Genomic DNA, 24,533 nt, shown 5'->3' with positions numbered 1-24,533 from the left:
CAGAGGATCAACATGAAAGCGCTGGATCTGCATACATCGACCCCGACGCCACAGCATACGGCCGTCCATCGCGACGAAACCGTCCGGCGCCGTTCCTTTGAGCCGCCGCGTCTGGAATATCAGGGACGCCTGACCGAACAGACGGGCGGGTCATTTAATTTCTCGTAAAGGCGATAAGGGCTCCTGGCTCATCGCACCCTCTGGGCGGGCGTGCCTCGCACTCCCTGAGCTATCGCCCGCCGGGGCATGACGGAAGCGGAGCAGGCTATCCGCCGCCTGCTCCGCTTCCGAAAGCGTGATGGAATTTTGCTCAGGGCGGCAATAATGCGGTCGCTGATTTACTGGTGCCTGGTGGCGTCACGCCCCCTATGCCGTACGTGATCTGCAGCTACCACAGGGCGCCCACGGCGGTCCCCCTCTACGGGGTGGGAATGGGGTTGTCGGGGCGCATCATCGTGGGCGCTCGTGTTTCAGCCAGGCGTGGTTATGGAATGTCACGCACAGGCCCCATGTGCCGGGGAATCGCACAGCGGCCCCGGGTCCGGCCTGTCGCTCATAGCCGACGCAGCGAAACATTACCCAGGCCAGCTTCCAGACGCAGGGTCGGCCCCCCGCCGTTGACCGTCCCCCGGGCTTCGGCGCTGATCCAGTCGCGGTCGATGCGCACTTCGAAGTCGGAGCTGATCGAGCCGATCCCCGTGGAAGCGTCCAGCACGAACCCGGTCCGGGCCGGCACGAAGACGGTCACGTTGCCCGCCCCGGATTCGAAGCGGCTGTCTTTTTCGGGCGGGGCGACAAATTCGGCCGTGATGTTGCCGGCGCCGGTTTCCACGTCGGCGCTTCCCCGCAGTCCTTTCACCGTGATGTTGCCGGCGCCCGTCTCCGCCTCCAGGTGTCCTTCCAGCTCCGTCACCTCCACATTACCGGCCCCGGTGCTGATCTGCACGGTTCCCCGGAGGTTGCGCAGCGTCACGTTCCCCGCGCCGGTTTCGCCTTCAACGGTGCCTTCCAGATCGCGAAGGTCCACATTGCCCGCGCCGGTTGTAAAGGCCACGTTGAAGCGCCGGGGCACCCGGATGCGGATTTCCACCCGGATGCGGATGTCTTTGCGTTTCCAGAAGCGCCAGCTTCCGTCCTCGGAGAGCTGCGATTTGATGTAGATCGATTCGCCTTCCTGCTCGAACGTAAGCTGATGGCCCTCCAGCAAGCGTTCGGCCTCTTCGCGGCGCTCGGTCTGCAGCGTGCGAATGACTTCGACGTAAACGGCTGATTCCGCCGTCGTGGAAATTTCCACGTTCCCCCGGTCCATCTCCAGCTCCAGATGCCCTCCCGGGGTCGCCTTGAAGGCGCGCTTCACCACGTCGGTGATTTCCGCCAGCCCTTCGGCCCGGACGGTGCCGGCCAGCAACAGCCATCCTCCCAGTAGCAGCCAGACAGATCGACGCATTGTATCGCGGGATAAACCGTACTTCGTCGTGCGATAGGCTACGGCAAAAAACACAGTCTGGTTACACCACACCCGCTTCTTTTTTACTTCGCCGGTTTCACATTCACCCGGCAATCAGCAGATAGCCCTGCGCAGGGAGGCCCTCCGACCCCGTTCGGCTGCCCGGCACTCGGATTGGATGGTTTTCGGATGTCCATCCCCGACACAAACAGACGGTAGTACCATGTGCCAGAAGTGGGCAAGCTGGGTCCTGGCGCTCTCGTTGCTGATCGCCTCGCCCCTGAAAGGCCAGCAGTTCTTTACCGACTGCATCAGGGATACCGACAACAATGCGACGCTGACCATCCCGCTGGAAACGCCGCCGTTGCTCGACGGCGCGCCCATTTCACCGGGTAGCGAGCTGGCGGCCTACACGCCGGAGGGCATCTGCGCGGGCGTGGCCGTATGGGATGGCCAGCAACCGCTGGTGCTGACGCTCTGGGGCGACGATCCGCTGATCACCCCCGACACCAAGGAGGGTTTTGCACCGGGCGATACGATCCTCATACATCTGTGGGATCGGGCACGGGATCAGCATTTCGGCCCGGATAACGGTCGGCTCGAGGTGCAGTACGCTTCGGGCAGTGTGTTTCTGGATCGCGGTATCTATCAACCCAATGCCCTGTACAAGGTGGCCCACCTGGCCATCGTGCCGGAACAACCCACCCCGGTGGAGCCGATGGACGAGCGGCTTCCGGACGCCACGCGCCTGCATCCGGCCTACCCCAGCCCATTTCGCATGCACACCACGCTGCAGGTGGATCTGTCGGAAGCTACACGGGTCCGCCTCATGGTCTACAATCTGATGGGCCAGGAAGTGGCGCGGCTGTTCGAAGGAGCGCTGACCCCGGGTGTCTATCGCTATGCGTGGCGCCCGCAAGGCCTGCCGGCGGGGCTGTACGTGGTTCAGCTGGAAGCAGGCGCCCGGCGCTTTCAGCAGGTGGTCGTTTACGTGCCCTGAGCGTCGCGCGCCTCAATGAGGCCCTGTGCCTGCAGATCGCGCATGAGGGCCAGCACGTCTTCGGCGCACTGCTCGAAGGTCACGTCGTACTCTTCGAGCAGCACCTCGCACACCTGACGGACGGAGCGCGGCTCCTGGATGAGCTCCCAGATGCGGGTGCCGATGGGGTCCAGTCCGTAGTAGACCCCGTTGCGAAGGTTCAGAATGACCACCTCCTCGCCCAGTTTTGACGAGACCTGTTCGGGAGAAGCGACGACAACGGTGTCCAGCGTCAGCACGGCGTGCGCCATCGGTGTGTCCGTTCGGCTCATGAGTATTCCGTTTTAAAGCTACTGTTTTTTATCGGCACCCGGCAAGAAAACTTGCGCGGAAAGATCGGACGCCTCCGGTTCGTCGTGTTGCCGCATCTGCCGTCGCCAAGAGGCGGCGTAGTGGCCGTTCAGGGCCAGCAGCTGATGGTGCGTGCCCTGTTCGATGACACGTCCCTCGTCCATCACATAGATCAGATCGGCCCGCATGGCCGTGGTGAACCGATGTGTAATGATCAGCGCGGTGCGGCCGCGCACCAGCTCGCCGAAGCGATCCATCCACTCGGCCTCGGTCCACGAATCCATCGCGCTGGTGGGCTCGTCGAGCACGACGATGGGCGCCTGCCGGTAGAAGGCCCGGGCCAGCGACACGCGCTGCCATTCGCCGCCGCTGAGTTCGGCCCCTTCTTCTGAAAACCACTTGCCCAGTAGCGTATCGTAGCCGTGGGGCAGCTTGCGGGCGATTTCGTCCACCATGGCGCTGCGGGCCGCCCGTTCGATTGCCTCGCGGGTGGGCGGCACCTTGAGGTCGCCCAGCGCGATGTTGCGGGCCAGCGTGTCCTGATAGGGCACGGGAAACTGAAACAGCACGGTAATCGCATCGAGCAGCTCGCGCCGGCAAAAGCGCCGCAGATCGATCCCGTCGAGGGTGACGCGCCCTTCGTCTGGATCGTAAAATCGGCACAACAGCTTGATGAGCGTACTTTTGCCGGCGCCGTTGGCGCCCACGATGGCGACGGTCTTTCCGGCCGGAATGAACAGATCGAGCTGTCGGAGGACCGGTCGCTCGCTGTCCGGATAGCGGAAGGTGACCTTTTCGAAACGGATGCCTTCCCGGAGCCGCCGCGGCACGGGTACCGGATCCTCCGGTTCGGGCAGGCCGGTCTGAATTTCCAGAAAGGTAAACAGATGCTCCAGAAAGAGCGTGTTCGCGTACATCTGGCCGGCGCTGCTGAGCAGGGCGCGCATGAGTCCCTGCCCCTGGTTGAAGGCCTGGTAGAAAAGGGCCAGGTCGCCCAGCGAGGCCAGCCCGCGCAGGGCCCGGCCCACCATCCAGACCATCACGAGCGCGGTGGCCAGCAGGCCCACCAGTCCGGCGCCCAGACTGGCCCAGGCCTGGCGGCGCATCAGGTCCAGGCGCCCTTCTCGCAGCCGCTGGCGCACCTCCTGGTACCGCTGCCGGAAGTGACCGGCCAGATCGAACACGCGCACCTCCGGTGCAAAGAACGCCATGGTCAGCAGGCGGTCGAAGTAGCCGGCGCGGCGTTGATCGACGGTATGGGCCGTCCACCAGGCATGTTCGCGCCGGTGGTGGTGCACCACGACGAACAGGGCGGGCAGTGTGGTGATGAGCAGCGCCAGCGGGAGCCAGACGCTGTAGTGCACCAGAATGGCCGCGATGCTGACGAGCGTGACACTGTTCTGGAGCAGGCTGCCCAGGTTGTCCAGCAGCGAAAGTGAGCGACTGGCCGCCTCGCTGTTGGCCCGCTCCAGGTGGTCGTAGTAGTCCGGGTTGTCGTAAAAGGCCAGATCGACCTCGGCCGCCTTGGTGTGGATCAGGTCTTTCACATGATCCAGCACGTGTTCAGCCTGGGCGGTGCGGATCCAGCTCGTCAATCCGCTCAGCCCCTGCGAGAGCAGCAGCACACCGCCCATCAGCAGGGCCGGCCACAGGACGGGCTGCACGGTCTCCCAGGAGAGTCCGGCCCCGATGGCGGCCGCGACGGCATCCACCAGGTGCTTCGTCAGATACACCAGCGCGGCCGGCAGCACGCCTCCGATCAGGAGCAACAGCAGCCAGAGCAGCGTCCAGCGGCCCGTCGCTTCCCAGATGAGTCGCAGCGCCCGTACCAGATAGGTCGTCTTCAGACGCGCTTCTTTCAGAACCCAGCGCCACGACACGGCCAGTAGCAGACGTTCACATTAAAAAATTCCATTGGAGTGAGACGCCGGGGGATCCCGGGCGGTTTCGCACGGCCATCTCAGAGGCCGCTCAGATCGTCATCCGGACAGCGGTTGTTGTAGTGGTCATGCCACCAGTGATTCCGGCCTTTGCCCCACCCCTTTCCCTTGAACTTCCAGCCTCCACCCGGAAGACCCGGGGGATGCCCCCAGCCCGAACCGGTCATCGTCTCCAGCGAACCGAACTCCGTCAATGTGGGACGCGCCCACGACTTCTTGGGCACTACAGCGTCCTTCATGGTTGTCCTCGTCTTCGAATGATCGAAACTGCTTTTAAATTTCAGACAGGCGTTCTTCCAAAACCAACGTGCTTTTCCGCGTCGCAGATGCGCTTCTGGCGCAAACCAGAAAAGGCGTGGTGCCCGTTACGGACACCACGCCTTTTCTCCGAAGAACATCCCGTGTCCTTACCGGCAGTCGCTGAGCGTGCTAGGACCCAGGTCGGCGTCATATCGACCGCCCTGCTTCCCGTACCAGCACTTACCAGTCGTGACCTCCGTGGCCTTGCCGTGCATTACAAGTGCCGGCTTCTGCCAGGGCCGCTTGATCGTTTCGCCCTTCATGGCAGCACCCAGTCTATTATGGTGAACAGGGATGGGGTTTGCTTCAGACGGGAATTACCGGCAGTCGCTGAGCGTGCCAGGACCCAGGTCGGCGTCATACTGCCCACCCTGCTTCCCATACCAGCAACTGCCAGCCGTAATTTCCTGCGTCTTTCCGTGAACAACCAGGACCGGCGTCTTCCAGGAGCGTTTGGTGTTACGCATAGCAGCACCTCATAACGTTGATTTGACAGGTTTCGGTAATAAAGATGCGAATGCTCTTGAGGCCGGCCGTACCAGGAATGGCGGCACTTACATGCGCTTTTGGCTCACTCGGCCTGCGCCGAGACCGGTACCTCGGAGACAGTCGTCAGCCACTGGTGGAGGATCAAACATAGATACAACGCCATATCCACAGAAGGATCAGTGTCCGCCTTGTGCTGCTGCATGTGCTCCCATGCCTGACGCAACCGTTTCGGTTCTACGAAGGGCCTCAATTGCGAAGCGGAAGCGATCAGACTGGCTATGCGCGCCTTTTCAAACCGAAGCAATCCGGTCGTAAACCCGTAGCCGATATTTGCCTTGGAAGACCGCCATTGCACTTCAGGGGGCAGCATTCCCTCAAGCGCCCTGCGCAGAAGGTAGCGCGCCCATCCGTGGCGCAGTTTGTAGGCCAGAGGCAATTGCACACTCAGGGTGACTACCCGTCGGTCGAAGAAAGGAAAGCGTTCTTCAACCTGAAGCCAGCCAACACGCGCATTCGCGAATTCAAGCACCCACTGCCAGATGCCTCCCGCCAGCTGTTCCCAGTGATCCCGACGCGGATGCCATCCGCTCGCCTGCTCAGACGGCTGGCGTGCCAGCCAGTCCTCCAGCAATGGAGAGAGATGATAGGCTTCAGAAAATCGAACGAATCGTTCCTGAGAGCGTGGGCGGGCTCGCTTACGGCGCCAGGCAACGGGTATCCAGGGTTTGATGCCTGTCTGTAGCACAAGCCGGTCAAAGGGAATCCCGAAGCGCTGTGCCAGATATCGTCCACCTTCCTGGAACGCTTTCCAGCGAAAGGATCGCGCCCACTTTTCGAGAACAGCGCCTCCGAATTTCTGCGCGACGCGCTGCGGAGACAATCCTTCCACTTTCGCGAACGCCTCTACTTCCTGCGCAAATTGCTCCCATTGCTTTTGGTAAAAAAGATCGGCCAGCCGCGCCCATCCATAGGTCAGCACACTGTCGCCATCCAGCCCGCTCAGAATAACCCGCACCCCTTCTGTCTGCAGCGTCTGAGCTATTCCGACAGGGATGTGGTAATTCGCCGAAAAGAAGGGCTGCCCGTATAGCTCGACCACTTTGTCCAGGTGTATCAGGGGACTTACGCGATCAGCATGAAACAGGTGATGGCACAGATTCGGAAAGCGTCGAACGACAGCGTCAGCATATTGCCGTTCATCAACCTGCAGTCGCTGTGTTTCAGGCACATCTTCGAAGACAGCCGTCCCGGCATGCACTACCTGATCCTTTAGCAGATGTGCCGCCATACCGGTCACCGACGAGGAATCCAGCCCCCCACTGAGTTGGGTGCCCACGGGAAACGCGCTGCGGAGCCGACACCGTACAGCCTCCTCGAAGCAGGCACGAAAGGCTTCCACGTACTCGGTTTCCGACCGAAAGTGCACCTCCTGCTCCAGATCGACCCGCCAGTAACGCCAGCAATGCAGCTCCCGGGAATCCACCTGGAGCGCATGCCCCCCGGGCAATCGCCGAATCGCCCGGTAAAACGTCCGCACGTTTTCCGTTTCCAGCTTCAGGGTCAGAAATCGCAGGATCATCTCTTCGTCGATGTCCTGCGGCACGTCGGGCAGCATACGCACGGCCGGAAGCAGCGTGGCAAAGGCGAAGCGTCGGCCGTCGTGGAAATAATAGAACGGCCGCACGCCCATGCCGTCGCGGGCAGCAAAAAGCCGTCGGTGCCGTCGGTCCCAGATGGCAAAAGCAAAATCGCCGAGGAGCCGATCCGGACAGTCGGCCCCCCAGCGGCGATAGGCGGCCAGAATCAGCTCAGCGTCTGTCACCGGCCGCTCCGCCGTGGATCGAAGGCCCAGGGCAGCCAGCAGTTCATCGCGGTTGTCGATCCGGGCATCGGCCACCAGCACCAGATCGCCCTCCGGAGCGACGAGCGGTTGCTGCTCGTGCAGCGACTCCGGCGTCGTATGGAGCATCCAGTGCGCCAGCAGCACGGAGCCCTCGTGCCAGCGCCCCTGGCCGTCCGGTCCCCGATGGGCCAGCACGTCCAGCGCCGGCCGCAGTGCTTCGATCTCAACGGGCCGTCCGTCGAAATGAATCAGGCCGAAGATGGCACTCATGGAAGCTCCTGCCGGGCAAACGTTTCGATGGTGGCCACCACGTCGGGCAACAGATCCAGCCCGGGCGGACGCTCCAGCGTCAGCACCGGCACGTAGCGGGCCAGATGGCCCACCTGCTGCAGGTGGCGGGCCGAAGTGCGCGTCTGCTCCAGCAGCACCCGCGTATAGGTATGCAAGAGCAACTCCAGAAAGGCTTCCTGACCCTGCAGCGGACGGATCTGGATGGCCTTGCCCGGACGAAGCGCAAACAGCGCGGCCAGCGGCAGCGGGCGGTCTACCCCTTCCGGCAGCCGCGTCACACGCTTTTCGATGGCCGGATGCACGCGCGGAAGCCCGTCGGGTGTCGTCTGCATGGCCTGCATCAGGGCGTCCGGCCAGAGCTTGAGTTGCGGATAGGCGGGCAGGACCAGCGGTGGACCGTCCGGCCGCTCGTCCAGCACGAGCACGTCATCGGTCACCAGCGGATAGCCCCGCGCATGCAGTGCGGCCGCCATCGTCGATTTACCGTGCCCTTTTTCGGCAATGAATGCCACCACCCGATCCCCCATGGCCACGGCGCTGGCATGCAGCACCAGATGGCCCCGCTGATGCATCAGAATGCCCAGCCCGATGCCCAGCAGAAGCACACGGAGCGTCTCGTCGGGCAGTTCGGGTGGCACGTCGTAGGTAAGGTACCGACCGTCCGCAATGTGCAACAATCCGACCTCGTCGTAAATCAGCAGCGCTTCGGTGGGGGTCACGCGCAGGCGATTTCCCTGCCGCTCCAGCCCTTCGGCCATCGGCGCCAGCACGTCCCGGTAGATGTACACCTCACCCTCCGCCGGCGCCACCGGCTTCAGCTCGGGAAGCGGCACGTCCGAACAGACATGTAGTCCGTAGATCGTATAGTGGTAGGGCCACCCCTGCCGAAGCCTCGCTTTTACATCCACGACAACCGGGTTATCTGTCATACGAAGAACCGGCAACACCTCGAATTTTCAATGCCGTTGTAGATAGCCACGTGGCAGGGACCTCAGGCCTCTCAATGAGGCACTTCCGACCTGTCGCTTCCGTGGCTTCCTACCGACCGTTCTGGAAGTTGCCGGCAAGTTACGGTCCGCGGCGTCGATCGGGATGCGCCGATGGCGCATCCGGCGTGTAAGTTTCGGGAACGGCTACCAACGCCGACCACCTTACGTTTTCGGCGTCAGGGATTATCGTCCAGGATATAGATCGAAGCAAGATTGCGGGCGAGCTGGCCGTAGTCGAGGCCGTAGCCGATGACGAACTTGTTGGGAATGCGAAAGCCCACATAATCCAGCGGCACGTCGACCTGTGTGGCCTCGACCTTGTGCAGCAGCGTGACCGTTGCCACCGAGGCGGGCTCGTATGCCTTCAGACGTTCCAGGATGAACTGCATGGACAGACCCGTATCGACGATGTCTTCTACGATCAGCACGTGCCGCCCGCGAATATCGGCGTCGATTTTTTTCAGCTCGTACACCTGCCCACTCGATACCTTCTCGGCCCCGTACGAGGAGAGTTTCAGAAAATCGACCTCACAGTCGATCGTGATGTAGCGCATGAGATCGGCCAGAAACATGAATGCGCCGTTGAGCACGCCGATCAGGATGGGTCGCTTTCCCTCGTAGTCCCGGCTGATCTGGCGTCCCAGCTCGGCTACGCGTTGCTGCAGCGTGGCGGCGTCCAGAAACAGCCGAAACCGTTCACCACGACATTCCACCACCTCGGGAATCTCGCAGGGCACCGGAGTACTGGTACAGGCCATGATCACTTGTGGTCTGGTTAAAAAGTCTGCTTAATTTAGGACTTTCACTGCTTTTCGGGTAGGGGCGGGTCGGGTTTCCAGCAGAGTTTCACTACGCGGCGGGTTTCGGGCCGTACTCGAAATGGCTCGGCCAGCCGATAGCCCACCAGCCAGACGATCTCACTGTCCTGAGAGACTACGTAGCAGCGGTCACGTTGATCGACGGGCACTTTCAGGTCAGTCAGCAGGTCACTGACTTTTCTGTGGCCACGCATGCCCAGCGGCTGCATGCGGTCGCCGGGCTGCCAGCGACGCACGCGCAGTGGCCACCGGATTCGGTCGGCGTCCACGTAGGCCACCAGCGGCGTACCTTCGTCGAGACGCTCGGGCACGGTCTCCTGCACGCTGGCGACCAGTGTGCCGCCGGCCAGTTGCAATGGTCGGTCGGGCTCCAGTAGTCCCTCGTCGGGCCAAGTAGCCCACTGTCGCGGCCGGAAGCGTAGCGCGTCGCGGTCGCGCCAGACCGTTCCCTGCGGCAGCTCCAGACGACGGCCCGGTTGCGCCTGCAGCAGGCGGACCACCTGGGCCACCAGGCGATGGTGTTGCGGGGCGCCCGGCAACCAGCGCCGCAGGGCTTCCAGGATCAGGCGCCGCTGCCAGACCGACGGCTGCGCGTGGAGCGCCTCCAGGCGCAGCGCCCGGACGGCCCCGTCCGCCACCTCCTGCCAGCGCCGCCGCAAGTCGGGCAGGAACGTCGCCTCGTAGTAGGCCCGGAGCAGCTCGGCCGTGTGCGCCAGCCGTTCGGCCACACCCGACCCGAAGTGTCGCACCAGCAGCGGCAGCACCTCGTGCCGGATGACGGCGCGCCGATAGTGCAGGCTGGCATTGCTCACATCCTCCCGCCAGGGAATGCCCTCGGCCTGCGCCCAGACTTCGATCTCGGCCCGGCTCACCGGAAGCAGCGGCCGCACCAGCCAGATGTTTTCCCGCCCCAGCCTGCGCTTCGGCCGCATACCCAACAGCCCTTCCAGCCCACTGCCCCGCACCAGGTTCAGCAGCAATGTCTCGGCCTGATCGTCGCGATGGTGCGCCACGGCCACCGTATCGATCCCTTCTCGCCGGGCCACGCGCCGGAAAAATGTATAGCGCACCCGCCGGGCCGTCGCCTGAATGGCCCGGCCGCCCGTGTGGGCTTTCAGGTCAATGCGGGCCACACGCAGCGGCAGGCGATGCCGGCGGCAGAACCGCCGCACAAGCGCTTCGTCGGCGTCCGAATCAGCCCCGCGCAGCCGATAGTTGACGTGCGCCACCACCGGTCGATAGCCCAGACGCCGCAACACTTCGAGCAGGACCATCGAGTCCACGCCGCCACTGACGCCCACCACCACCCGCTGACCGGGCTGCAACAGGGCTTCGGTCTCGATGAAGCGACGAACCCGTTCGGGTAGCATACCTGCCGATCGGTTCAGGCGCGTCCGAAGCGCCGCTCCAGTTCCTCGAGCGTAAGGCGGATCATGGTCGGCCGCCCTGTAGGCGACACGTACGGCGTCTCGCAGAGAAAGAGCTGGTCGATGAGCGTGCGCATCTGTTTTTCGGTCAGGCGCGTGCCGGGACGAATCGCATTGCGTCGGGCTACACTCCGGGCCAGGTTCTCCCGGCTGGGAAGCCGCAGCGGCAGGTTGGCCTTGTACTGGGCCAGCAGGTCTTCGAGCATGGTACGTTCGTCGCCGGGGCGGATGTCGTCGGGCACCCCGCGCACCACCACGGTACGCCCGCTGAATAGCTCCAGGTCGAAGCCCAGTGCCCGCAGATCGGGCAACAGCTCCTCGATCAGCGCGAAGTCGGCCGGCGAGAATTCCAGCGTCTGCGGAAAGAGCAACTGCTGCGACAGCCCGAAGCCGCTTTCCAGGTTACGCAGCGCCCGCTCGTAGAGGATGCGCTCGTGCGCGGCGTTCTGGTCGATCAGAAGCAGGCCCGATCGAATCTGCGTCAGGATGTAGCGGTCGTGCACCTGCCAGATCAGCGTATCGTGCTCAGGCGCTTCCTCGTCGCTCTCCGGCCGCACGCTCGAAGGCAGTACGGTCTGCCGGGGAGCTGGCTCGACCTCCTCTGGCTCCACGGCGTAGAGCCGACGGCTCACCTCGCCGGGCGGCATACGCAGCGGTGTTGCCCCGGAGACCTCGGTACGCGGTGCAGCAGCAGGCTGCCCGGCACCCGCTGGCACCGTCACGGCGGCGGCCGACTCCAGTTGTGGCACCAGATCGGCCATGCCCAGCGCCCGGCGCACAATAGCCCGAAGCACTCCGTAGATACCCCGCTCGTCGTCGAACTTGACCTCCGCCTTGGTGGGGTGCACGTTCACGTCCACGTGCTTCGGGTCCAGCTCCAGAAACAGCACGAAAAACGGATGCGCCCCTTCCGGAATCAGGTGCTCGTAGCTGCTCGTGACGGCGTGTTCCAGGTAGCGATGGCGCACGTAGCGACGGTTGACGAAAAAGAACTGCTCGCCCCGGCTTTTCCGGTGCAGCTCGGGCCGCCCCAGAAAACCTCGTACCGACAGGTAGCTGGTCGTCTCCTCGACCGGAATCGTCTGCAGCGCATACTCCGGTCCGAAAAGCGTCCCGATACGCCGGCGTAGCCGTTCGGCCGGCGACGGATCGCTCTCGGGCACCAGGCGATAGATCTCCACGTCGTCGTGGATGAGCGTGAAGCCCACTTCCGGGTGCGAGAGCGCCAGCACCTGGAAGGTCTCGACGATGTGTTTGAACTCGGTGGCCGGCGTCTTGAGAAAATTGCGACGGGCCGGCACGTTGTAGAACAGGTTGCGCACGGCCACCGAGGTGCCGTTGGCCGTGGCGCAGGGCTCGGCCGCAATCAATTGGCCCCCTTCGATCTGAACCCGGTAACCGGCCGCATCCTGCGCGCGCTTCGTCTTCAGTTCGACGCGGGCCACAGCGGCAATCGAAGCGAGCGCCTCGCCCCGAAAGCCCAGCGTGCGAATGCGCTCCAGGTCTTCGATCGTGCGAATCTTGCTGGTGGCGTGTCGCTGAAAGCACAGGCGGGCGTCGGCCGGACTCATGCCGCAGCCGTCATCGACCACCTGCACGAGCGTTTTGCCCGCATCTTTCAGGATAACCGTAATGTTGCGAGCGCCGGCGTCCAGTGCGTTTTCGACGAGTTCTTTGACAACCGAAGCCGGACGTTGGACCACCTCCCCGGCGGCAATCTTGTTCGCCAGGGATTCCGGCATGATCCGGATCAGGCTGTCGGTGGCTTCCGGCGTCATAGGCTTGCGCTTCGTACTCCCTGGCAGGTTTTCAGCCCAGTGCGTTGTAGACGTACAGGGCCATCAACAGCAGGATGATGAAATAAATCAGGCTGAACGGATTGCGTCGCTTGGAGAGGGCCCGCCGCTCGATGCGCAGGCGCCGGCGCAGGCGTTCTTCACGCTCCGGATTGTAGTAGCGCGGCTCGTAGGAAAAGCGCCGGGGCGTTACCTTGCGTCCGGGAAGGAAGATACCCATGCCCTGCCTTCCTGATTTCCGGTTCGGAAGTTTATACAGGGCGCGGGACCGGCCGTTCCACGCTCAGCCATAGAGACCGGCCACCCAGCGCAGGTAGCAGTAGGCCAGCGGAGCCACCACGACGAGCGCGTCGAAGCGGTCGAGCACGCCGCCGTGTCCGGGCAGCAGGTTGCCCGAGTCCTTGACACCGGCGGCGCGTTTGAGCAGGCTTTCGGCCAGATCGCCCGGCGGCCCGATCGTCCCGCAGAGCAGTCCCAGCACGAGCACATGCGGCCAGGCCAGAAAGTCGAGCACGCTCAGGCGTAGCACGACGGCCGCCAGCAGCGCTCCTCCCAATCCGCCGGCGAAGCCCTCCCACGTTTTTCCCGGCGAGACGCGCGGAGCCAGCGGCCGTTTTCCCATGATTCGCCCCACGGCGTAGGCCAGCGTATCGGCCGCCCAGATCATCACGAGCAGCCCCAGCGTGAGCCAGAAGGCCTGCCGGTCTTCCGGACCCGGATGCAGCCGCAGCGCCAGCAGACTGCCCAGCAACGCGGCCGGATACAGCGCCCCGAAGAAGGTGGCGGCCAGCCGCACCGGAGCTTCCGAAAGCGGCACGCGCCGAAACGGCGCCCGTACGAGCAGGCCCACCCCCCAGACGACAGCCAGTGGGAAAGCCGGCGGCCAGACCGGTACCAGCACGAGCAGCAATCCCAGCACCAGACCGCCGGCCCGGTAGGCTGGCAGCCCTGCCAGTCCCAGGAGCCGGTAGCTTTCGATCATGCCGGCCACGGCCATCGCCACCACCACGCCGGTGAACACCCATCCGCCCAGCCACAGCGCCCCCACCAGCAAGGGAATGCCGACCAGGGCCGTCAGCACCCGGAGCAGCAGATTGGACGCCGCGCTGCGCGTGCGCTCAACCCGTCGGCGGTTCTTCATCGTCGGGCAGGTCCAGTCCCAGATGATCGGCGCCCGAGTCGAGCCGCGCCTCTGTCTCCGGATCGTGTGCGGGCGGCGCTCCGGGATCAGCTGCTTCGGCCGCCTGGCGCAGCGTTTCGTCGTCTACCGTCTCTGCCAGAATGCGGCGGGCGGCCTCGGCATAGCTAGCCGGCACGCGCACGCTGACCAGCGCCAAGTTGCCCACGTTCAGGTTGAAGACGTGATCACGCTGCGTAAAAACGATGGCCGGAATGCCGGCATCGTCCAGCCGATCGCGCACCATATCGGCCTCGTAGTCGGTGCTGCTTCGAAAGACCTCGACCCAGTCTTCGTGGCGGGAAGTGTCGCTCATGGTAATGGCTCCGTCAGGTTCTTTGTCAAACGGGTACGCCGCTCCAGCCGAAAAAGTACCCAGCCAAAGCCGATCAACCCCAGCACCACCAGATACCAGGGCACCTCGAGCTGCTCCAGGTCCTGCCAGCTCAGGCGCGGATGATGCTCGGCGTAAGCGGCCAGTAGCACTGAAAACGCATTGTTGGCCAGGTGAACGGCCACGGCACTCCAGAGGCTGCCGGTTCGCCAGACCAGGTAGGCCAGGTACACGCCCAGCACGCACAGCGGAAGCACCTGCGTCAGCCGCAGATGGTAGAGGCCGAAGACGATCCCGGAAAAAAGAATCCCGCCGACGGCACCCAGGGCCCGTTCGGCCTGCCGCTGCACGTAGCCCCGGAACAGCAGCTCCTCGCAGAAAGCAGGCACCACGGCCAGCATCAGCAGGTTGGCCCCCACGTCGAGACCACCCTGCAGAGCTGCCTCGATCAGCTCCATCTGCATTGCGTCGAAGGCCCGCCACGACTCGGGCAGCGGCAGCGCCTCGTTGACGTGTCCCAGCCACTGCACCACCGGCATCAGAAAGGCCAGCCCCAGCAGGGCCCAGCCCAGATCGCTTCCTCGGACCGGCTGCAGCCGTAGAAAGCGCGGCGCCTGGCGAGTGTGCAGCAACGTCAACAGCCAGGCCGGCAGGGCCAGCCCCAGCACCTGACCGGCCGTGTTGGCCAGCAGCAGCAACCCGGGCCAGCCCTGCACCAGGCGCGGCAGGTCCATGAGCACCGATGGATCCTGTCCCCGGCTCAGGACGCCCAGCACGAGCACCAGCGGACTGATCACCAGTTGAAACAGCACAAACGCCAGCAGCAGGCCCAGTATGGCCGTCAGTAGCGGCGGCCACTGCGCCCGCTCCAGCGGTCCGTTCAGCCAGACGTTCTGTTCCTCCATAGGCCATCTGATTCGCTTCCAGGCACGAAGATACGGCAGGCGATGCAGCCATAAAAGCCACGGCCTTCGGGAACGCGGCCCCGACTCAGGGCGTATCGACGGCACCTCTGCACAGGGCGTGCTCTTCACGATGAATGCATGGACGAAGACCGAAGCGCACGCCTATATTCTCTGCAAAGTGCAGGCGCCCGTAGCTCAGGGGACAGAGCACCAGCCTCCGGAGCTGGGTGTCGCAGGTTCGAATCCTGCCGGGCGCACTACAGGCCGGCTCCCCGCAGCCGGCTTTTTTTGTAGGTTAAGCCCGAAACCAGTTCTGTCATGCCATGCGTCTGCTGATCGGCTTACTACTGGCGCTGCTACCGACGCCGGGTCTCCTTGCACAGGACACGCTCTGGACGCCGCTCTTCAACGGCCGAGACCTCGACGGCTGGGAGCACGTGGGCGAAGGGCGCTTCGTCGTCGAAGATGGTCTGCTCAAGACCGAAGGCGGTATGGGCCTGCTCTGGTACACGCGTCGGAAGTTCGGCAACGTTGTCATCCGCGTCGTTTATAGGAACCCGGGCGGCAAGAACTCCGGTGTATTCATCCGTATTCCGGAGCCGCCTACCGAGCCCTGGATGCCCGTCAACCGCGGCTACGAGGTCCAGATCGACGACCACGGCGACGACTACCACTGCACGGGCGTGCTCTACTCGCTGACGAAAGCCCGGGCCCGTCCCTCCCACCCCGGCGAATGGAACGTGATGGAAATCACGCTGGACGGCCCGCGCACGATCGTGCATGTCAACGGCGTGCTGGTAACCGACTACACCGAAGGCGATCCGGTCCCGCCCAAGAAAGCCTGGTACGAGCCGGATCGGGGGCCGCGTCCTCTGGAGGGCTACATCGGCCTGCAGAATCACGGGCCGGACGACGTGGTCTATTTCAGAGAAATCAGCGTGCGTCCCCTCCGGCGCCCCTGAAAATGCGCCGAGATCGGGCGACGACATGCGCCAGAAGCGCATGTTTTTCCGCGGGCGCGTCTGCACATTAGGAGTAGACACACCGAGGAGCTTTCAGGAGACGCGCCCATGGAACGCCCCAACGAACGCATGGCCCAGGCTTTTCGACAGTTGTCACGTCAGCTGGACGAGCTCTCACAGCGGCTGCGCGTCGTTTCTGACCGCATGGGCTGGATCGCCTACCGCCACTTCAACTGCCCCTTTGGCGAAAGCGAGATGGCCTGCCGCATCTGGGTTCGCTTTCGGCAGTACACGACCCGAAACTGAGCTTCCGCCTCATTCACGCACGGCACGCGATACCCGGAAAGCGCCACCTGCTCGTCAGGAGGCGCTTTTCGTTTCCGGTACGGGCAACGCCAGTTGTCCTTCCGTGGCCGCCACGATCGTGGCCACCGTCAGATCTCCCGTGACGTTCGTTACGGTCCGGCACATGTCCAGAATGCGGTCCACGCCCAGAATCAGCGCAATGCCCGCGCTGGGCACGCCGACCGACTCCAGGATGATCACCAGCATCACGATGCCCGCACTGGGAACGGCTGCCGTGCCGATCGAAGCCAGGACAGCCGTCAGCAGAATCGTGAGCTGCGCGCCCAGATCCAGCCCGAGTCCCAGTGTCTGCGCGATGAACACGGCCGCCACGGCCTGATAGAGCGCTGTGCCGTCCATGTTGATCGTGGCGCCCAGCGGCAGCACGAACGACGAGACCTCCTCTGATACGCCCAGGTTCTTCTCGGCACATTCCATCGTTACCGGCAGCGTGGCCCCGCTTGACGAAGTAGAGAAAGCCACAAGCTGCGCCGGCGCGATGCCGGAAAAGAACGTTTTCAGCGGCACGCGGGCCAGTAGCTTAAGCAGCAGCGGGTAAGTTCCCAGCGTGTGGATCACCAGCCCCAGCACCACCGCCAGGCTGTAGTAGCCCAGCGCGGCCAGCAGTTCGAAGACCTGTTGCAGGTTGTCGCGGGCGATAGACGTGATCGTGTCGGCCAGCAATGCGAAGACCCCGATCGGGGCGATACGCATGATGAGCTCGACCAGTTGGATGACCAGCGCGTTGACCCCGTCGAAAAAAGCGATCACCGGCCGGGCTTTGTCGGCGGGAATGAGCAGCAGCCCGATCCCGGCAAACAGCGCGATGAAGACCACCTGCAACATGTTGCGGTTGTCCGAGGCCGCACTGAAGACGTTCTCGGGCACGATGTCCACGAGCACCTGGAGCGGTCCCCGCTGACGCGTCTGCTCGGCCAGCTCGGCCCGCGCCTCGACGTCGGCCTCGTACGCTTCCTGCAGGCGCGTGCGCATCTCGGGCGGCACGGTGTGGCCGGGCCGCAGCACGTTCACGATCACCAGACCGATCGTGATGGCCACGGCCGTCGTGGCAATGTAGATGGCGATCGTCTTGCCCCCGATGCGGGAGAGGCGCTTCAGGTCCGAAAGTGACGTCACGCCCACGATCAGCGAGGCCAGCACAAGCGGGACGGCGATCAGCTTCAGCAGGTTGATGAAAATCGTCCCGAACGGCGCCACCCAGCGCGTCACAAACCCGCTCCATCCCTGCGCTGCGGCCAGCAAGCCGAAAAGCAGACCCAGCAGCAGCCCGATCAGAATCTGCCAGTGCAGTTTGCGATACCAGGGCATTGTGTCATCGTGCCGTTACTTCCCGGATGATGCCCAAAGAACCAAAACGACCGGCACGATTGCAAGCCCTTCCACTCATGATTCTGCAAAAAAGCCCGGCCCCCTGGCGGGACCGGGCTTGTCGCCGGCTCAGGCTTCGAGTTTCAGGTCTTTTCGCAGCTCCTTGCTCCGGCTGGGCTTCCAGATGAATTGATCGACAAAATAGTGGTGCAGCGGAAAGCCGATCAGAAAGCCCTTGAGGAGCGCGTCGGTGTGCAGCTCGCCGAAAAGTGGCACCTCGCTGGTGATCACGAACGGCGCACAGCCCGGATGCACATCGAACGTGCAGCCCAGCAGCCGGAAGATCGCCGCAAAGAAAATGGCACAGCCAAAGTAGGTGAGCAGGTTGCGCGAGATCTTCGGCGCCAGCCCGAATTGCCGCTGGTCCACGCCCGGCCGGTGATACCGGTTGCGATGGTGGAACCAGACGATCGCGTGGTACTGGATGTCGTGAAAGATCGTCACGAACGCGCCGAAAGCCAGGAGCGGAGCCGTCAGCACGGCCGGCGCGTAGCACACATACACGTGCAGCGGCACGACGGCCAGCATGAACAGAATCTTGGGCAGGTTGATCGGCTCGCCCCGGCGTAGCCTGACCAGCTGGCGCGCCACAAACACGATAGCCAGCGTGCCGACGGCGGCCGCCGTAATCGCCACCACCCAGTGCTCCCAGGCAAGCGCCCGCAGGTAGCTCAGGTCAAACAGGGCCTCCAGCCGGCTGCCGTGCGGCAACGGCGGGTAAGCCGGAAAGGCCTCAGGCAGGCCGAGCCCCCGCCGGGCTTCCGGATGGCGCACCACGAAAGCCACGAACGGCAGCAGCAACCCGCCGTAGAGCAGCGCGCTGTCGATCCGGTAGTCGATCAGGCTCAGGTCATTGTTTTTGCGCTGGTAAAGCCGCATGAAGCCGTAGTGCTGCCGCACCACGTGCCAGTAGGCCCACAGGCCGAAAAACACCAGAAACGCCTTCCAGGGAAGCTGGTAGTTTTCGATTCCCAGTCGGTACAGCCCCCAGGAAAGCAGGATCATGAAGGGCCCGGCCGCAAACCAGAGCAGACTCCAGGTAAGTAATTTCTTACGCTGTTGGAATTCCTGTTTGTCCAGGTAGGTACGGCTGATTGTCCCGAAAAAGTGCGGGCTGTCGAGAAAGACCACCCACAGGAACCAGATGGTAACCATATCCCAGCCCAGACCGGCGTGCATGAAGAACAGCGCATAGCCGGCCAGAGCCCCGCCGATGAACCAGAGCAGATCCGCCCGGCGGTTGATGATCCAGTTGACCGAAACGCGCGCTTCCAGCGCATGCGCATAGCTCAGCAGACGCGGCACCATGACGCTTCCTCCTTGAGACAGGCCCTGAGGAAACAATGGGCTAAATAAAAAAAGCGCCTGCCGAAAAGGCAAGCGCCTGATTTTTACGCTTTTGTTGTGCTGCTACTTTTTGAAGTTCAGCAGCAGCGAAAAGCGCATCGTATTGGCCAGCGGATGGTTCTCCTTGAGCGCATACACGTAGGAGAAGTCCACGCCCAGGATGTTGTAGCGTAGGCCGGCACCGAACGTCAGGAACTGCCGGTTGCCGTTGTAGGGATTCTCGTAAAAGAATCCGGTCCGCAGCGCAAAGAGCTGGTTGTACCAGTACTCCACACCCATTCCGATCATAAGCTGCTCGAAGACGCTCAGCGTGCGGTACCGGGCTTCCTCTTCATTGAGCGCATTCGTGCGCACCTTGATCGGCCGCCAAGCCGTGAAGATCGCTTTGTAGAAGGGATCAGCCCGCGAGCCGGTCGAGTCGCTCCGCACGCGGATGAGCAACTTTGTGAAGTCGTTGGCGAACGTGATCCGGTTGTAGGGGTCCAGATCGATCGTGAAGGCGTAGCCGAAGCGCAGGTTCGTCGGAATCGGGTCCTTCTGGGCGCCGTCGGAGTACTGAATCTGGGGCCCCATGTTGTTCAGGTTGAAGCCGGCCGAGAACTGCGCCTTCGTCTGGCCGCCCAGGCTGAACGGAGCCGTCCGGTACAGCAGGCCCAGATCCATCCCGAAGGACTTGCCGGCCTTGGTCTCGCGGCCTTCGACCTGAATGCCCGAGGCCAGGTTCGAGTAGATATAGCGGAAGCCCACGCCCAGCGCCAGCCGCTCACTGATCGGATAGCCGTAGGAGACGCCCACGGCCACATCGTAGGAGCGGAAGGTGCCCAGCGGGTTGTTGTTTTCATCCCGCCATTCGTGCTCGCCCATGTTGAGCAGCGTCACATGGGCGCCCATGTTGCCGAACTTACCTACCGAGAAGCGCCCGACCAGGTATTCGTAGTACAGGCCGGCGTTGAATTCCGGCAGCCAGTTCGAGTGCGTGAGCGATACCTCGACGGCCTCAGGCTGAAAAGCCAGTCCGGCCGGGTTCCAGAACAGCGCATAGGCGTTGTCCGCCACGGCCACGCCGGCATTGCCCATGCCGGCGGCCCGGCTGTCGGGTTCGATCTGCAGAAACAGCACGGCCGCACCGCCCACCTGCGCGTGGGCCGCGTGTGCCCACCCCATCAGCCATCCCAGTCCCAGTAGTGCGCAAAACGTGCGCAGTGTGTGTTGAACCGTACGCATAGCGTGCTCTCGTTTTGAAGGATAACCCATTGTTTTCCAGTCAGGTTCTGTTGTTTAAACAAAAACAGCGCCAGTTCAGCGAATGATGGCCAAGCGGTCGATGTGCTCGGCCACCTGGCGCGAGCCGTCCGGTCGTTCTATTTCCACCCGCAGGCGGTACAGGTAGATACCGGTTGCCAGCGGGTCGCGGTCTTCGTCGCGTCCGTCCCAGGGGATCATGACCAGGTTGGCCGGCAACACGCCGATCGGAAGCGTCTCGATGCCGTCGAGCGTGCGCACCGGACGTCCGGCCAGCGTATAGATCCGGAGCTGCACGCGCGCCGGCGTGCCGGCCGGCTGGTTGTGCTCAAAGACGAATCGCGTGGGGCCGGTCGTCGGGTTCGGGTAGTTGAACACGTTGCGGAGTTCGAGCCGGCTATCGTCGCTGACGATGAAGTCCAGCGAGGCGGTACTGACGTTGTTGAGCACATCCCAGGCCCGCACCGTGAGCGTATGCGGTCCGGGCGTCAGGTCGGTGAGCGTCCACTCCACCCGGCCGCGCTGATACGAGTTGGGCTCGCTCCGAAAGGCGCTGCTCAGGTTCTGCGCACGCGCCTCGTCGCCGTCGATGATCAGCAGCAGCTCATGTCCCAGCCCGGCCCCTACCGTGTTGATGCCGGAGGCGTCGTAGAGCTGCACGATCAGCCGCGGGTTGGGCGGCACCAGTCCGCCGGAGACGAACGTCGTATCGTTCAGATAAAGCCGGATTTCCGGTCCTTCCCGGTCGTCCGGGATCGACGCAGCCGTTCCGCCCACCACGAAACCCTCGGTGTAGCCGGCCGCGTGCGTCTCGGCGTTGTAGGCATAGGCCGAAATGCGACCACGCCGGTTGCTGTAGAGGATGTCTTTGGGCACGACAAACGTGGCCGCGAAGCGCCCGTTTTGCACGTCCACCTGGCCACGCCAGATCAGGTCTTCCCGCACCAGGTAGTACGGCGTGGGCATGTAGCGCCAGTACGGCAGGGGTTTCTGGCGCTCGGCGTCGAAGACGGTCAGCGTGGCCACCCCGTTGAAGCCGGGGTCGAGCTGGCCCGCGGCGTCCTGTACGTAGCCGCGCACCGTCACGCGCTCGAGCGCCCGCATGGGCACCGGCTGGGCGGAATCCGGCGCCTGGTCGTTGATGCTTTCCACGACGACGCGCCGATGCGGGAAGCCGATGCGCAGCGTCGGATCGCCCAGCAGGTTGAAGCGCCGGTTGTTGTTCTGCAGCCCGGCCCGCGTGTTCTTCATGCGGCGCAGCGCATCGCCCAGCCGGGGCATCTGTCCGTCCGCCTCCGGCCGGAACAGGTACTTGTTGAGCATGCGATTCAGGCCCACGTTCAGTACGCTCGTATCCGCCGACGTGTAAACGAGCCGCACGGCGCTGAAGACGGCCACGGCGCCACCATTGGGATTCAGCAGCAGCACCTCGCCGCCGCTCTGCGCCTCGGTCATGTCCCAGCGGCCCCAGGTGCAGGTGGCCGTGATGAAGATGGCCAGGCGATCGCGGTTGGTCAGCGCGGCCGCGTCGTCTCTGGTGAAGATCTCTTCCTGCGCCAGCACGTCGCTGCTGCCGTGTCCGCTGTAGTTGATCACCAGCGTGCCTTCTTCCAGCGCGCGCAGGATGTCGCGCCGGGCGTCGGGAATGCGCCAGATGCCCATGAACACGCGCGGGTAGGACACGGCATAGATCTTCTGCACGTCGATGGTCGGGAAGTACTGCTTCACTTCCTCGGCCACCACGTCGATGTTCTGCACGTGCAGGTCCAGGTCGTTCTGCTGCGCGGCTACGCCGGTCGGGCCGTCGTCGGCCACGAACGTGTAGCGCATGCGCCAGGGGCCGTAGGTGGCCGGGCTTTCATAGCGGAAGATCTTGTCGATCACCTGCTGCGCCTCTTCGGGCGTCTGCACCGGAAGGCGGCCGATGCCCAGATCCAGCCGCTCCGTGCTGTAGGCGCCGGCGCCGTAGTCCGGCCAGAGCCCTTCGTCGTCGTCGAGCAATCCGAAGTAGTCGTCGCTCGTGTAGGAGTTGATCGGGTGGTAGGAATCGACCGTCTCGTAGGGCGGCACCCAGTTTTTCAGCGTCGGCTTCTGCCAGAGCTCCCGGTAGTTGTAGTGCCCGTCGCCGAAAAGCAGTGCGTAGCGCAGGAGCGACGATTCGTCGGGCGCCCGGTCGTAGAGGAACTTCAGGTAGTCGCGTACGGCGCGCATGTCGGGCACGCCGCCCGAAAACTCGTTGTAGATCTGCTCGACGGTGGCCACCACCACACGCAGCCCCTGGCCGCGCCGGTGTTCGGCCAGTTGTTCGGCATAGACGCGGAACGTATCGGCTGTGACAATGGCCAGGTCCGGGTAAAAGTCGATGCCGTGCAGATTCTGGCTGGGCACGCGGCGGGCACCGGACGGATCGAGCGGACGTACGGCACCTGGTGTAAAGGCCACCAGCTCACGGGGACGTTCCGGATCGTTGCAGACCACCTGCACCCGATACCCGCCGGACGTCGCCTGCACTTCCAGTCGGTGAACGGTGCCCGGCTCGGTCACGTCCCACACCTGCGGCGTTTCGGCAAAGCCTTCCAGCAGGAATTCGAAGGTGCCGGTCTGTCCCGGCGGCGTGAAAAAGCGCAGGTAGCCGTCGGTCGCCACCAGACGCATGGGGTAGAACACGCGCAGCCACTCGAGCGCCGCCCGTGGATCGCCGCCGGGGTTCGTCAGCGTCATCTCCAGCTCCAGCGGTGTGGCCGTGGCCAGCGCCTGCGTGAAGGTTACCTCCGTGGCCCGCGCGACCGGACTCTCCGGATCCGGAAAGACCACGCCTGCCGAAGCGCGGGCCAGCTCCTGTCCCCGTGAAACGAACACGGCGTAGGCTGCCGGATTCGACTGGATCGCCACACGGGCCCGGTAGGTCACCGTTCCCGCCGTCAACCCCGGCGGCGTCACGCCTTCCAGGATGCGCAGGCGTCCGGCCGGACTGATCGGCACGCTCACCCAGGTCAGTCCGCTGCCCTTCCCCTCGGCAATTCCCTCCTTGCTCCAGAGAAAATCTTCCGGATCGACCACGTAGCGTCCGGTGAGCTGCGCGACCGGCTGGGCGTCGGGCGCGTTCGGGAACGGGATCGTTTCGATGCGGCGCCCGGCCCGTTCCCCCACTTTCAGAAAGTAATAGTTCGCGTTGGAGAACGGATGCGTGTAGTGCTCCCACTCGCCCCGCTGCGCGTTGTAGGTCCACCCCTGCACACCGGCCGCGTAGAAAATCAGCGCGTCACCTTCGTCAAAAGAGCCGTCGTCGAGCCCGACGCCCCAGACCGGGTTTTCGATCAGGTCGGCCGGGCGCGGCGCGCTGTTCAGGGCCGGAAGGGGACGGCCACCGTTGCCGTAGAGCTGAAGCTGGCGCGGATCGATCTCGTCCACGGAGCGTCCGACGAGCGCCAGCAGTTCGGCCAGCGCGGCCCGATCGATACGGTAGATTCCTTCTTCCCGGACCGGAAACTTAACGATAGCCCCATCGGCCAGCACGCTGCGCGTGACCTGAAGATGTGGATTGTTCGACGGCCGCAGCCCCGTCCCCAACACGGAAGTCTGTGCCACGGGGTGGCGCAACCGCACCTGCACCCGGCGATAGCGACGCAGCATCTGCCGGGCTTCGTCGTAGACCAGCAGGCGGACGCTCAGTGTGGCGGCCGGACGGCGGCGTTCCATGCCCACGCCCACCACTTCGACGGGCGGCTGGTTGAGCCAGGCGGCCAGCGATGCCCCCTCCGCCCCCAGCGCCAGCGGCACCTCCTCGTAGTCGGCCGCCACGATTTCGACGCGCGGCGTCACCGGGGCGGGAAGCCAGATCGTCTCGGACGTCTCCCAGGCACCGCCGGTGGCCGCCACGACGGCCTTCCACGAAAGCGCCGTTACGCCGGCCGAGTCGAGCGCCGCTGCCAGCGGACGCGCCCACTGCGCCACCACTTCCAGCACGTCGCCCTGCGGCGTGCTTCCCAGCGAACGGACCGTAACCGGCTGCGCCGCGGCGCTCAGCGCCAGCCAGAGGCCCAGCAGACAGGCCACGCTCCTGCGTATGCACGTGCTCCCGGTATACACCACGGACTTCATGCTTCTGGCACCCGTTCGGATGCCGCCTTCAAACTACAACGTGGTACCCGCTTTCGCGATA

At 64.0% G+C, this 24,533-nt stretch carries 23 protein-coding genes and 1 tRNA gene; 5 read left to right on the top strand and 19 right to left on the bottom strand.

Annotation, left to right across the window (positions count from 1 at the left end):
• The first annotated feature begins 12 nt into the window (after positions 1-12).
• Positions 13-168 (top strand): hypothetical protein, encoded by a 156-nt coding sequence (locus GYH26_RS15045; RefSeq protein ID WP_174238070.1) that lies wholly within the window; start codon positions 13-15, stop codon positions 166-168.
• A gap of 385 nt (positions 169-553) precedes the next feature.
• On the opposite strand, the gene GYH26_RS05150 is transcribed toward GYH26_RS15045, so the two are convergent.
• A complete protein-coding gene (locus GYH26_RS05150) occupies positions 554-1,447 on the bottom strand; it encodes a DUF4097 family beta strand repeat-containing protein (RefSeq protein ID WP_161540745.1) in 894 nt (297 codons plus the stop codon).
• Positions 1,448-1,670: 223 nt separating this feature from the next.
• Between GYH26_RS05150 and GYH26_RS05145 the strand changes: the two genes are divergently transcribed.
• Positions 1,671-2,447, top strand: coding sequence for a T9SS type A sorting domain-containing protein (locus GYH26_RS05145; RefSeq protein WP_161540744.1), 777 nt, complete (start codon positions 1,671-1,673; stop codon positions 2,445-2,447).
• Here the strand turns inward: GYH26_RS05145 and GYH26_RS05140 are convergent.
• The 14 genes from GYH26_RS05140 to GYH26_RS05075 all read right to left on the bottom strand — a co-directional run bounded on the left by GYH26_RS05140 (position 2,435) and on the right by GYH26_RS05075 (position 15,086).
• Positions 2,435-2,758 carry a lasso peptide biosynthesis PqqD family chaperone gene (locus tag GYH26_RS05140; RefSeq protein ID WP_161540743.1) on the bottom strand — a complete coding sequence of 108 codons (324 nt, stop codon included), beginning with the start codon at positions 2,756-2,758 and terminating at the stop codon, positions 2,435-2,437. The two genes, GYH26_RS05145 and GYH26_RS05140, sit on opposite strands and share 13 nt — an antisense overlap.
• An 18-nt stretch (positions 2,759-2,776) precedes the next feature.
• Positions 2,777-4,657 (bottom strand): ABC transporter ATP-binding protein, encoded by a 1,881-nt coding sequence (locus GYH26_RS05135; RefSeq protein WP_161540742.1) that lies wholly within the window; start codon positions 4,655-4,657, stop codon positions 2,777-2,779.
• Positions 4,658-4,737: 80 nt separating this feature from the next.
• A complete protein-coding gene (locus GYH26_RS05130) occupies positions 4,738-4,956 on the bottom strand; it encodes a hypothetical protein (RefSeq protein WP_161540741.1) in 219 nt (72 codons plus the stop codon).
• Positions 4,957-5,124: 168 nt separating this feature from the next.
• Entirely contained in the window at positions 5,125-5,280 is a 156-nt protein-coding gene (locus tag GYH26_RS15640) for a lasso peptide (protein WP_161540740.1), read from the bottom strand.
• A 54-nt stretch (positions 5,281-5,334) separates the two neighbouring features.
• A complete protein-coding gene (locus GYH26_RS15635; protein WP_012843474.1) occupies positions 5,335-5,484 on the bottom strand; it encodes a lasso peptide in 150 nt (49 codons plus the stop codon).
• A gap of 104 nt (positions 5,485-5,588) precedes the next feature.
• A complete protein-coding gene (locus GYH26_RS05115; protein WP_161540739.1) occupies positions 5,589-7,619 on the bottom strand; it encodes a lasso peptide isopeptide bond-forming cyclase in 2,031 nt (676 codons plus the stop codon).
• Positions 7,616-8,548, bottom strand: a complete 933-nt coding sequence (locus GYH26_RS05110) for a hypothetical protein (RefSeq protein WP_242006601.1) — start codon at positions 8,546-8,548, stop codon at positions 7,616-7,618. Before GYH26_RS05110 ends, GYH26_RS05115 begins: the two co-directional genes overlap by 4 nt.
• Before the next feature lie 257 nt (positions 8,549-8,805).
• Entirely contained in the window at positions 8,806-9,387 is a 582-nt protein-coding gene (gene hpt, locus GYH26_RS05105; protein ID WP_161540737.1) for a hypoxanthine phosphoribosyltransferase, read from the bottom strand.
• Positions 9,388-9,431: 44 nt separating this feature from the next.
• Positions 9,432-10,817, bottom strand: a complete 1,386-nt coding sequence (gene tilS, locus GYH26_RS05100) for a tRNA lysidine(34) synthetase TilS (RefSeq protein WP_161540736.1) — start codon at positions 10,815-10,817, stop codon at positions 9,432-9,434.
• A gap of 14 nt (positions 10,818-10,831) precedes the next feature.
• Complete coding sequence (mutL, locus tag GYH26_RS05095) at positions 10,832-12,652, bottom strand: DNA mismatch repair endonuclease MutL (RefSeq protein WP_161540735.1); 1,821 nt, start codon at positions 12,650-12,652, stop codon at positions 10,832-10,834.
• A 31-nt stretch (positions 12,653-12,683) separates the two neighbouring features.
• Complete coding sequence (locus GYH26_RS05090; RefSeq protein ID WP_161540734.1) at positions 12,684-12,890, bottom strand: hypothetical protein; 207 nt, start codon at positions 12,888-12,890, stop codon at positions 12,684-12,686.
• A gap of 63 nt (positions 12,891-12,953) precedes the next feature.
• Entirely contained in the window at positions 12,954-13,811 is an 858-nt protein-coding gene (locus tag GYH26_RS05085) for a phosphatidate cytidylyltransferase (protein ID WP_161540733.1), read from the bottom strand.
• A complete protein-coding gene (locus tag GYH26_RS05080) occupies positions 13,789-14,163 on the bottom strand; it encodes a DUF2007 domain-containing protein (RefSeq protein WP_161540732.1) in 375 nt (124 codons plus the stop codon). The genes GYH26_RS05085 and GYH26_RS05080 overlap by 23 nt, the downstream gene beginning before the upstream one ends.
• Positions 14,160-15,086 carry a type II CAAX endopeptidase family protein gene (locus GYH26_RS05075; RefSeq protein WP_161540731.1) on the bottom strand — a complete coding sequence of 309 codons (927 nt, stop codon included), beginning with the start codon at positions 15,084-15,086 and terminating at the stop codon, positions 14,160-14,162. Before GYH26_RS05075 ends, GYH26_RS05080 begins: the two co-directional genes overlap by 4 nt.
• A gap of 184 nt (positions 15,087-15,270) precedes the next feature.
• On the opposite strand from GYH26_RS05075, the gene GYH26_RS05070 reads away from it, so the two are divergent.
• From GYH26_RS05070 to GYH26_RS05060, 3 genes are all read left to right on the top strand, one after another.
• Positions 15,271-15,343, top strand: a tRNA-Arg gene (locus GYH26_RS05070).
• A gap of 66 nt (positions 15,344-15,409) precedes the next feature.
• Complete coding sequence (locus tag GYH26_RS05065) at positions 15,410-16,048, top strand: 3-keto-disaccharide hydrolase (RefSeq protein WP_161540730.1); 639 nt, start codon at positions 15,410-15,412, stop codon at positions 16,046-16,048.
• A gap of 108 nt (positions 16,049-16,156) precedes the next feature.
• Complete coding sequence (locus tag GYH26_RS05060; RefSeq protein WP_161540729.1) at positions 16,157-16,354, top strand: hypothetical protein; 198 nt, start codon at positions 16,157-16,159, stop codon at positions 16,352-16,354.
• Positions 16,355-16,408: 54 nt separating this feature from the next.
• Here the strand turns inward: GYH26_RS05060 and GYH26_RS05055 are convergent, their stop codons facing one another.
• The 4 genes from GYH26_RS05055 to porU all read right to left on the bottom strand — a co-directional run bounded on the left by GYH26_RS05055 (position 16,409) and on the right by porU (position 24,427).
• Complete coding sequence (locus tag GYH26_RS05055) at positions 16,409-17,722, bottom strand: dicarboxylate/amino acid:cation symporter (RefSeq protein ID WP_012843462.1); 1,314 nt, start codon at positions 17,720-17,722, stop codon at positions 16,409-16,411.
• A gap of 129 nt (positions 17,723-17,851) precedes the next feature.
• Positions 17,852-19,090 (bottom strand): hypothetical protein, encoded by a 1,239-nt coding sequence (locus GYH26_RS05050; RefSeq protein ID WP_161540728.1) that lies wholly within the window; start codon positions 19,088-19,090, stop codon positions 17,852-17,854.
• A 102-nt stretch (positions 19,091-19,192) separates the two neighbouring features.
• Positions 19,193-20,353, bottom strand: coding sequence for a type IX secretion system outer membrane channel protein PorV (gene porV / locus GYH26_RS05045; protein ID WP_242006600.1), 1,161 nt, complete (start codon positions 20,351-20,353; stop codon positions 19,193-19,195).
• A 75-nt stretch (positions 20,354-20,428) separates the two neighbouring features.
• The gene (gene porU / locus GYH26_RS05040; protein WP_242006599.1) at positions 20,429-24,427 is read right to left on the bottom strand and encodes a type IX secretion system sortase PorU; all 3,999 of its coding nucleotides are present in this window, start codon (positions 24,425-24,427) and stop codon (positions 20,429-20,431) included.
• Positions 24,428-24,533 lie beyond the last annotated feature (106 nt).

It is taken from the genome of Rhodothermus marinus, from assembly GCF_009936275.1.
Taxonomy (GTDB): Bacteria; Bacteroidota; Rhodothermia; order Rhodothermales; family Rhodothermaceae; genus Rhodothermus; species Rhodothermus marinus_A.
This window is presented reverse-complemented; position numbering and strand designations above follow the sequence as displayed.